At 44.4% G+C, this 1,793-nt stretch carries 2 protein-coding genes; both read left to right on the top strand.

Features of this window, described 5'->3' with window-relative positions; all coding sequences use genetic code 11:
* A partial coding sequence (locus WBJ10_RS16340; RefSeq protein ID WP_424292216.1) for an amino acid--tRNA ligase-related protein occupies window positions 1-954 on the top strand: 954 nt, incomplete at its 5' end.
* A gap of 144 nt (window positions 955-1,098) precedes the next feature.
* The coding region (locus tag WBJ10_RS16335) for an isoaspartyl peptidase/L-asparaginase family protein (protein ID WP_424292214.1) at window positions 1,099-1,793 on the top strand (695 nt) is incomplete at its 3' end.

The following is a 1,793-nucleotide window of genomic DNA, read 5'->3' as shown; positions in this document are numbered from 1 at the left end:
GATCTGATTGATGTTCCGAGGATGCAGTATGCAGATGCGATGCGCCTTTATGGATCTGATAAACCAGATACCAGGTTTGAAATGCAGTTCGTTGAACTAAACGATATTGTTAAGGGCAAAGACTTTCCGGTATTCGACAATGCAGAACTGGTTATTGGTATCAACGCTAGGAAATGCGCAGAATACACAAGGAAGCAACTTGATGAGCTTACCGATTTTATAAAACGTCCGCAGATTGGGGCTACCGGACTTATCTATCTGCGTCATAACACTGATGGTAGTTTGAAATCTTCCGTCGACAAATTCTACAGCGAAGACGAGCTCAAAAAATGGTCGGCAGCTTTTGACTCAAAGCCTGGAGATTTAATCCTCATCATGGCTGGGTTAAAGGATAAAGTGCGCAAACAATTGAGCGAATTAAGACTTGAAATGGGTAACCGCTTAGGCTTGAGAGATAAGAATGTTTTCGCACCGCTTTGGGTACTTGATTTCCCTTTATTAGAATGGGATGAAGACACTCAACGTTACCACGCCATGCACCACCCTTTTACTTCACCAAAACCTGAAGATATAGCTATGCTTGATACCAACCCTGGTGAGGTTCGGGCAAATGCGTACGACATGGTTATTAATGGTACTGAAATTGGAGGAGGTTCGATCCGTATCCACGACAGGGCACTACAGTCTTTAATGTTTAAACACCTGGGATTCAGCGTCGAAGAAGCACAAAAGCAATTCGGATTCTTATTGGATGCATTTGAATATGGTGCGCCACCGCACGGCGGTATTGCCTTCGGTTTCGACCGCCTGGTTTCTATTTTCGCTGGTTTAGACTCTATACGTGATGTAATCGCCTTCCCTAAAAATAATTCCGGACGTGATGTGATGATTGATTCACCCTCGACGATTGCGGAAGAGCAGTTGAAGGAACTGAAGATTAATACCACTGTTTAGGGAACAAGGAACAAAGAGCAAGGAATAAAGATCGGACAATGCCCTCCGATAGAATTTTAAGTAAGGTACAAAAAGACTCCGTGCAGTGGGTTTAGTCCTTACTCTTTGTTCATTGTTCTTTGCACAAATTCGCTACCTTTAATCATGGTAGATCGCCGAAAATTTCTCAAAACCACATCCCTGGCCGGGGCTTCATTGCTCGCCGGGAATTCATTCGCAGGTAATCTGAATCACAGTTCGCCTCCTGTACTAGACAATCCTATTGTTATCTCCACCTGGGACTTTGGCATTGCAGCCAATGCCGCTGCATGGAATGTCCTTAAAAATAATGGACGTGCGCTTGACGCTGTTGAAAAGGGAGTTCATGTACCAGAGGCTGATGTAACTAATCCGACTGTCGGTATTGGCGGATATCCTGACAGAGATGGCAAAGTGACCCTTGATGCATGTATCATGGACGAATTTGGAAATTGCGGGAGCGTGGCAGCTTTGCAAAATATCGTGCATCCAATTTCGGTGGCGCGTTTAGTGATGGAAAAAACTCCGCATGTCATGCTGGTTGGAGACGGTGCGCTTCAGTTTGCGATTCAACAAGGCTTTAAGGAAGAAAATCTTCTAACACCCGAATCTGAAAAGGCTTGGAAGGAGTGGATAAAAAAATCTGAATATAAACCGCAAATCAACATAGAAAACAAGTTTCGGCCGAATAAGTTGCCCGGAAATAAGTTCAATCATGATACTATTGGGATGCTGGCGATAGATGCAAAAGGTAATCTTGCCGGTGCTTGTACAACCAGCGGTATGGCTTTTAAGATGCATGGACGCGTGGGCGATTCTCC

This window comes from Daejeonella sp. (assembly GCF_049655485.1).
In the GTDB taxonomy this organism is placed as follows: Bacteria; Bacteroidota; Bacteroidia; order Sphingobacteriales; family Sphingobacteriaceae; genus Daejeonella.
Note: the sequence above shows the minus strand (reverse complement) of the source record. Positions and strands in the feature narration are given on the sequence as shown.